This is a genomic window from Candidatus Cloacimonadota bacterium (assembly GCA_034661015.1).
Classification (GTDB): domain Bacteria; phylum Cloacimonadota; class Cloacimonadia; order JGIOTU-2; family JGIOTU-2; genus JAYEKN01.
Window position 1 is genome coordinate 1 of sequence record JAYEKN010000011.1, and the last position, 7,047, is coordinate 7,047.

The 7,047-nt window shown below is 37.0% G+C and carries 9 protein-coding genes; 1 reads left to right on the top strand and 8 read right to left on the bottom strand.

All coding sequences use genetic code 11. From position 1 onward, the window contains the following. Positions 1-340: 340 nt before the first annotated feature. The 7 genes from atpC to atpE all read right to left on the bottom strand — a co-directional run bounded on the left by atpC (position 341) and on the right by atpE (position 6,089). Complete coding sequence (gene atpC / locus U9P79_00285; GenBank protein ID MEA2103070.1) at positions 341-745, bottom strand: ATP synthase F1 subunit epsilon; 405 nt, start codon at positions 743-745, stop codon at positions 341-343. Next, a complete protein-coding gene (atpD, locus tag U9P79_00290; GenBank protein MEA2103071.1) occupies positions 732-2,141 on the bottom strand; it encodes a F0F1 ATP synthase subunit beta in 1,410 nt (469 codons plus the stop codon). Before atpD ends, atpC begins: the two co-directional genes overlap by 14 nt. Positions 2,142-2,208: 67 nt before the next feature. Further along, the gene (atpG, locus tag U9P79_00295; protein ID MEA2103072.1) at positions 2,209-3,078 is read right to left on the bottom strand and encodes an ATP synthase F1 subunit gamma; all 870 of its coding nucleotides are present in this window, start codon (positions 3,076-3,078) and stop codon (positions 2,209-2,211) included. Between the two features lie 6 nt (positions 3,079-3,084). Then, complete coding sequence (gene atpA / locus U9P79_00300; protein MEA2103073.1) at positions 3,085-4,614, bottom strand: F0F1 ATP synthase subunit alpha; 1,530 nt, start codon at positions 4,612-4,614, stop codon at positions 3,085-3,087. Positions 4,615-4,783: 169 nt separating this feature from the next. After that, positions 4,784-5,314 carry an ATP synthase F1 subunit delta gene (gene atpH, locus U9P79_00305; GenBank protein ID MEA2103074.1) on the bottom strand — a complete coding sequence of 177 codons (531 nt, stop codon included), beginning with the start codon at positions 5,312-5,314 and terminating at the stop codon, positions 4,784-4,786. Between the two features lies 1 nt (position 5,315). Continuing rightward, the gene (gene atpF, locus U9P79_00310) at positions 5,316-5,813 is read right to left on the bottom strand and encodes a F0F1 ATP synthase subunit B (protein ID MEA2103075.1); all 498 of its coding nucleotides are present in this window, start codon (positions 5,811-5,813) and stop codon (positions 5,316-5,318) included. A 27-nt stretch (positions 5,814-5,840) separates the two neighbouring features. Next, positions 5,841-6,089, bottom strand: a complete 249-nt coding sequence (atpE, locus tag U9P79_00315; GenBank protein MEA2103076.1) for an ATP synthase F0 subunit C — start codon at positions 6,087-6,089, stop codon at positions 5,841-5,843. A gap of 257 nt (positions 6,090-6,346) precedes the next feature. On the opposite strand from atpE, the gene U9P79_00320 reads away from it, so the two are divergent. After that, a complete protein-coding gene (locus U9P79_00320) occupies positions 6,347-6,487 on the top strand; it encodes a hypothetical protein (GenBank protein MEA2103077.1) in 141 nt (46 codons plus the stop codon). Positions 6,488-6,585: 98 nt separating this feature from the next. Here the strand turns inward: U9P79_00320 and U9P79_00325 are convergent, their stop codons facing one another. Next, positions 6,586-6,774: a hypothetical protein gene (locus U9P79_00325; protein ID MEA2103078.1), complete on the bottom strand. Its 189-nt coding sequence runs from the start codon at positions 6,772-6,774 to the stop codon at positions 6,586-6,588. Positions 6,775-7,047: the final 273 nt, after the last annotated feature.

The window sequence follows — 7,047 nt, forward strand, 5'->3', positions numbered from 1 at the left end:
TTACAAATTGTTTTCCCACTTTCTCCCGTTTTTCTCTAAATTTACAAAAAACCCGATACAAATAAAAAAGAGCCATATTTTCATATAGCTCTTTAATACATTTTTCTATTTAGGGTCTGTCCGTAAAGTAGGGATTCGACGCAGATGAACACTGAAAAAGTGGATTTTCGCAAGATAAAAATTTTTTGTAAAAAGTGTAATATCAGCGCCTGCCCCGTTGAATACTTTGTATTTTATATTCAACAGGGGTTTATCAGCATAATCAGTGTTTTTCTGCGTCGAATCACATTCTGAGAATCATTGCAAAAATGCAAGTTTACGGATGGACACTATTTATAAATTAATCCAATGCTATTTCCAAACGGGAAAGGGAGCGTCGCAAAGCTGCTTCGGCTCGGCGTAAATCAGTTTCTTGTTCTTTTTCGCGGAGCCGTTTTTTTGCTCTTTCTCGCGCACTTTCCGCTCGAGATTTATCAATATCTTCCGGTCTTTCTATTGTCTCGGTCAAAATATTCACATTATTATTTCTTAATACAACAAAGCCATTATGAATTGCAAAGTCTCTTTCCGAATCATCGGAAAATGTTGATAATTTACCGGGCATTAGAGAAGAAATAAAAGGAGTGTGATCCGTCTGAACACCGAAATATCCCTCTTGTCCGGGAACTACCAATTCCTCAACATCATCTTCGAGAAAAATACCTGTGGGCGTAGAAATTTTTATGTGAATACTATTTTCTCTCATCTTTGTTTCTCATTTTTCTGGCATTCTCCAAAACTTCGTCAATGGTTCCAACCATATAAAAAGCCCGTTCAGGAACATCATCATGTTTTCCTTCTACGATTTCTTTGAAACCTTGGATTGTCTCTTCGAGTTTGACATATTTTCCGGGCGTATTTGTGAATTCTTCTGCAACAAAGAAAGGTTGGGAGAGAAATTTTTGAATTCTCCTTGCTCGGTTGACCGTCAATTTATCCTCTTCGGAAAGTTCTTCCATCCCCAAAATCGCGATAATGTCTTGCAACTCACGGTATTTTTGGAGAATCTGTTGAACCTGTCTCGCAATAAAATAATGTTCTGTTCCGATTATTGCCGGATCAAGCACTCTCGAGCTTGATTCCAGCGGATCAACAGCCGGATAAATTCCGATATCAACCAATTTACGCGAAAGAACAGTTGTAGCATCGAGATGTGTAAAGGTGGTGGCTGGAGCCGGATCAGTAAGGTCGTCTGCGGGGACATAAATCGCTTGAACAGAAGTAATGGAGCCGTTTTTTGTGGAAGTAATTCTTTCCTGCAATTCACCCATTTCCGTAGAAAGAGTAGGTTGATAACCAACCGCAGAAGGCATTCTGCCAAGCAGAGCGGAAACTTCCGAACCTGCTTGCGAAAATCGGAAAATATTATCAATAAAAAGCAGGACATCTTTCTTTGCTTCATCCCGAAAATATTCCGCCACTGCCAAACCGGATAATGCGACGCGCAAACGTGCTCCGGGTGGCTCGTTCATTTGTCCGAACACCATAGCGGTTTTCTTCATCACACCGGATTGCTGCATCTCAAGCATTAGATCATTTCCCTCACGAGTCCGTTCACCAACACCGGAGAAAACAGAATAACCGCCGTGTTCTGTGGCAATATTACGAATAAGTTCCATAATTAAAACTGTTTTACCAACTCCCGCTCCACCGAAAAGTCCTGTCTTCCCACCCTTTGAATAAGGGCAAAGCAGGTCGAGAACTTTGATACCTGTTTCATAAACTTCATCCCGAATATCAAGATTTGAAAATTTGGGAGATTCTTTATGAATCGGATAGCGTTTTTTGGTTTTCAATTCGCCTTTTTCATCAATGGGATCACCCACAACGTTTAAAAGACGACCGAGAGTTTCTTCTCCGACCGGCATTGAGATTGGACCTCCGGTGTCCAAAACTTCCTTTCCGCGTTTTAATCCGTCCGTAGAATCCATAGAGACGGTGCGAACTCTACTTTCGCCAAGATGTTGTTCCACTTCCAAAACAAGGTCAATTTCATTCTCTCTTTTAATTTTGAGAGCATTATAAATTGGTGGGAGTTTATCTTCCGGGAATTCAACGTCAACTACCGGACCAATAATTTGTACGATTTTTCCTTTATTCAAAATTTCCTCCAAAATTTATCCTTTTATTCTGTGAAATGCATTCATTTATGAAATTTATAATCTATTTCTACTGGGCTTCTACGGCAGAAGAAACTTCGATTATTTCCGTAGTTATGTTCTCTTGCCGCTTATGGTGGAAAATCAATGTTAATTCTTTTATCATATCGTCTGCATTATCCGTGGCGGCTTCCATAGCCGTCATTCTGGCACCTTGCTCAGAAGAATATGATTCCAAAAGAACTTTCCAGATTTGGACATCAATATTTTTTTCAATCAGTTCATCTATCAGTTCGGCAGGTTGTTGCTCCATCAAATATGATGCAACAAAATCATCATTCTTATTTTCTTCAATTCTCAGGATTGGCAAAAGTTGCTCCACAATTATATCCTGTTGGATGGCTGATTTGAATTCATTGTAAATTATCAATACCTGCTCATATTCTTTATCAACAAATGATTTAGCTACCATCTTCATAACATCGCGGCTATGAAAAAATTCTACCTTGTTAAATAGATCAACAATCTTATGTTTCACGAGTTTCGGTCGATGTTTGCCAAAATATTTCCAGGATTTTTTCCCGATGCAGATCAGATCAATTTTCTTATTTGTGTTCTTGCTAATAAGTTCCTCGGTTTTCCTGATAATATTTGAATTGAATGCTCCGCAAAGTCCTTTGTCAGAAGTTACGGTGATAATGCAAATTGCTTTTGGATCATCAGTATCAATTTGTCTAAGAAAAGGGCTATTGTCCTGAGAGTTGTGGGTTACTAAAGACGTGAGCATCCGATTTATGTCATTTGCATAAGGACGGGCATTGAGAATATTCTGTTGTGCTTTCTGAAGTTTGGCAGCTGCTACCATTTTCATTGCACTGGTAATTTGCCGTGTGCTTTTTATAGAATCAATTCGCTCTTTTAGATCTTTTAGACTAGCCATAAAAAATTATTCTTCAGATTTAAGTAATTCGTGCTCAAAATTCATTTGGACTTTTTTACACAATTCTTTTAGTTCTTTTTTAACTTCGTCTGTGATACCGGCAGGTTTAAGCAATTTTTCAGATAATTCTTTATACTCGATTTCTAAAGTATGAAAAAGGTCGGACTGTACTTCATGCACAATTTTCAAAGGCAATTGATCGAGAAAGCCGTTAGTAGCCATAAATATAATCGCTATCTGCTTTTCAACCGGAATAGGCTGATATTGCCCTTGTTTGAGTATCTCGACATATCTGTAACCTCTCGTCAACTGGTCTTGAGTATCTTTATCCAGATCCGCTCCAAATTTTGCGAATGCTTCTAATTCACGAAATTGTGCCAAATCCATTCGTATTTTTCCGCCGGCATCTTTCATAGCTCGAATCTGAGCATTTCCACCCACTCGTGAAACGGAAAGTCCCGCATTAATTGCCGGACGAACACCAGCATTAAAGAGATTTGACTGTAAATAAATTTGCCCGTCTGTAATCGAAATCACATTTGTAGGAATATAAGCGGAAATATCATTTTCCTTTGTTTCGATGATCGGCAAAGCAGTTAATGAGCCGCCACCTAATTTATCGTTGAGTTTTGATGCTCTTTCCAGAAGACGTGAATGTAAATAGAAAACATCGCCCGGAAAGGCTTCTCTTCCGGGAGGACGACGTAGCAGGAGCGAAAGCTGCCTGTAGGCATCTGCATGTTTGGAAAGATCATCATAAATTACCAAAGCATGTTTACCTTGATCACGAAAAAATTCACCGATGGTTGCACCGGCGTAAGGGGCAATATATTGCAAAGAAGCGGAATCCGAGGCAGTTGCAGAAACAACCACGGTATAGTCCATTGCTTCATTCTCGCGGAGTGCTTCCACCACTTTTGCCACACTCGATTTTTTTTGACCGATTGCAACGTAAACGCAATAAACATCGGTATCTCTCTGATTGATAATTGTGTCAATAACAAGAGCGGTTTTACCGGTTTTTCTGTCTCCGATGATTAATTCTCTTTGCCCCCTTCCAATCGGAATCATTGAGTCAATGGCTTTCAGCCCGGTTTGGAGAGGTTCTTTCACCGGTTGTCTTTGAATTACCCCAAGGGCTTTTCGTTCAATCGGCATGTTTTTTTCAGTTTTAATTTCTCCACCATCATCTAGGACAATACCGAGCGGACTCACAATCCTACCAAGCATTTCATTACCAACCGGGATTTGAATGATCTTTTCGGTTCTTTTTACAATATCACCTTCTTTGATCCGATTTCCTTCACCAAGAATAATGCAACCGACATTATCCTCTTCGAGATTAAAGGCAACACCATAAATATCATTAGGGAAGAGAATTAGTTCATTTGCCATGATGTTATTAAGCCCATAAATACGGGCAATTCCATCACCGACCTCGATCACTCGCCCCACCTCATCTACTTCGACCTTGTATTCAAATTTCTTGATTTTATCTCTTAAAATACTACTTATTTCATCAGGTTGTATTTTCATACTTCTCCTAATAGTTCTTAATAATGTTGACCGTAAAATACACGAAAAAGCACTAAACTTGAATGTTGAATTTTTCCCACTTCCGGTTTATCTATAAAATAATAATTTGGTGTGCTTCTGAGTGTTTAAGGTTCGATTAGAGCACCGGATAGAAAATTTTGACATTAAACTATAAACTTTTTAGAAACAGGTTAAAATTATTTTTTATGGATGCATCAAACGCAAGTTGATCGTTATAAACGAGAAAACCACCTTGCAGAGAACCGTCAATTCTGTGATTGAACTTTATCTCACCATCAATACTCTGATTTAAATATCTGACTATCTCCTGTTGGATTTCTGAATCAATTTTGCGAGCTGTAACAAGATGAAAATCATATATCCTCAATTTGTTATGAAGAACTTTGACAGCCTCAGCAAAAATTTCAGATAAATAAAATATTCTATCCTTTGTTATCATCAACATAAAAAAATTATGCAACCGTTTGTCGAACTCGAATTGAGCGGAAAGTTCATTAAGTATTTCAAGTTTGACCTTTTTTTCGATGACCGGAGAGATAAAGAAATCTTTGATGTCTTCATTTTTTTCGAAAAATATTGATAACTCTTCGAGGACAATATCCAAACTCTCATACTCATTTTCAGAATATGATTGAATAAGAGCTTTGGAATATCTGCTTGCTATGATATTTTTTACCAAACTAAATCTCCTCGTTAGGCATATTCGGACGTGACCGAACTATGGATTTGATGAGCTCAGCATCATTTTCTTTGTCCAATTTTTTCCCAAGAATTTTCTCTGCCATGTTCACAACCATCAGCCCAACTTCTTCTTTTAGTTCCTGCTTTGCGGATGCAACTTCATTTTCAATCACTTTTTGAGCATCATTCACGATATCTGCTTTGTGTTTATGAGCTTCTTTCATCATTTCTTCGGCTGCGAGTTTAGAGTTTTTAATAGCTTTTTCTCTTGTATCTTTTGCATCCTGTTTTGCTTCCCTGAGGAGCTGCTTCTGTTCTTCGAGGATTGCTTCGGATTCTTCCTTTTTCAGACGAGATTCATCCAAGTCTCCCTTGATTTGCTTTTCTCTTTCCGCGAGATATTTGGCAAGAGGTTTGTAGAGCAACTTTTTGAGAACAATCAGCAGGATAACAAAATTTATGATTACTAAAATCAGGGTATAATCAATACTGACCATAAATTTAACTCCAGACGTAGTTTTGCATTATACCGCAAAGATAAGAAGAAGTGCGATTACAAGCGAATAGATTCCTGTTGATTCGGAAACAGCCTGACCAACAAGCATAGTTCTGGTAAGAAGTCCTGCATTCTCCGGAGAGCGAGCAATGCCTTCACATGCTTTTCCTGCAGCAAATCCTTCACCGATTCCAGGTCCGATTGCGCCAAAACCCATACATATTCCAGCACCAAGAAGAGCCGCAGCTCTAATTATTTCTACACCGGTAATTTCCATATTTCCTCCGAAATATTTTTTGATTATTAAAGAAAATTATCACTTAATTTTCTAAATATTTATAATCTCTGTGTTTCCAATTAGCTGATTTTTCTGTCAAGTTTTCCCTATTTTTGATAAAAAATTCGATATTAACGAAACTTTAAAAAAATTGTTAGTGATCTGAATATCTTTTCTAAACCATTTTATCAAATTTTTGGATTTTATGGATGGATCCTAATTTGACAAACAAATGTGGAGGATAGAATTTTATAAAAATGAAATTTTTAGAGTGCATCAACCGTGTTAATGTAACAACCATGGAATCGCATTACGGATATTCTGCTATCTGGGACGGGAATAATGAGCAGGGAAAGCAAATTGCTCAAAAATTTTATTTCTATAAGGTTGCTAACTGAGAAAACAATGGTAAAGAAAATGCTATTAGTAAAATAGTTTACATCCGAAATATTTGACATAATTGTGAAAAACAAAATTTATAACACAAAACATCTTTTCAATTTAGAAGGAGAAAATAGTGAGAATAATAAGATTTTTTGATCTTAGAAAATTTGTAAGGAATTTTAATCTCAATTTTTTCCCTCGCTCCTTCGCAAAGTCTCCCCCTTTCCCAAATACTATACCCCCCCCAACTTACTAATATACCGTAAGTTACGATTTTATCTTTTTTATTATAAATTTTCATTAACCAAACTCGGGAAGAACAAATTCATTTTGATAATGTCTTTTCTGTTTTTCTTATTGTAACAGAAGAGACCTTAATGCAGAAGATTGTTATGGGAAATGAAGTTGGCAGATTTGATAATGCTAATTGAAATTTCTTTTTTAAAAAATACTTTTCGCTCTCAACCGGAGTGCGAAGGAAATTTTTAATAGGTTAATAAAATTAAAAAGGAAAAAATTATGATTAAAAAATTTGCAGTAATAATAATATTAGTACTATTTTCAGCAATATTTA

Bases quoted from the DNA above. Each gene is read 5' to 3' on its own strand.
- atpC (MEA2103070.1), bottom strand. From the start codon at position 745: ATGAGAGAAAATAGTATTCACATAAAAATTTCTACGCCCACAGGTATT.
- atpG (MEA2103072.1), bottom strand. From the start codon at position 3,078: ATGGCTAGTCTAAAAGATCTAAAAGAGCGAATTGATTCTATAAAAAGC.
- atpA (MEA2103073.1), bottom strand. From the start codon at position 4,614: ATGAAAATACAACCTGATGAAATAAGTAGTATTTTAAGAGATAAAATC.
- atpF (MEA2103075.1), bottom strand. From the start codon at position 5,813: ATGGTCAGTATTGATTATACCCTGATTTTAGTAATCATAAATTTTGTT.
- atpE (MEA2103076.1), bottom strand. From the start codon at position 6,089: ATGGAAATTACCGGTGTAGAAATAATTAGAGCTGCGGCTCTTCTTGGT.
- U9P79_00320 (MEA2103077.1), top strand. From the start codon at position 6,347: ATGAAATTTTTAGAGTGCATCAACCGTGTTAATGTAACAACCATGGAA.
- U9P79_00325 (MEA2103078.1), bottom strand. From the start codon at position 6,774: ATGAAAATTTATAATAAAAAAGATAAAATCGTAACTTACGGTATATTA.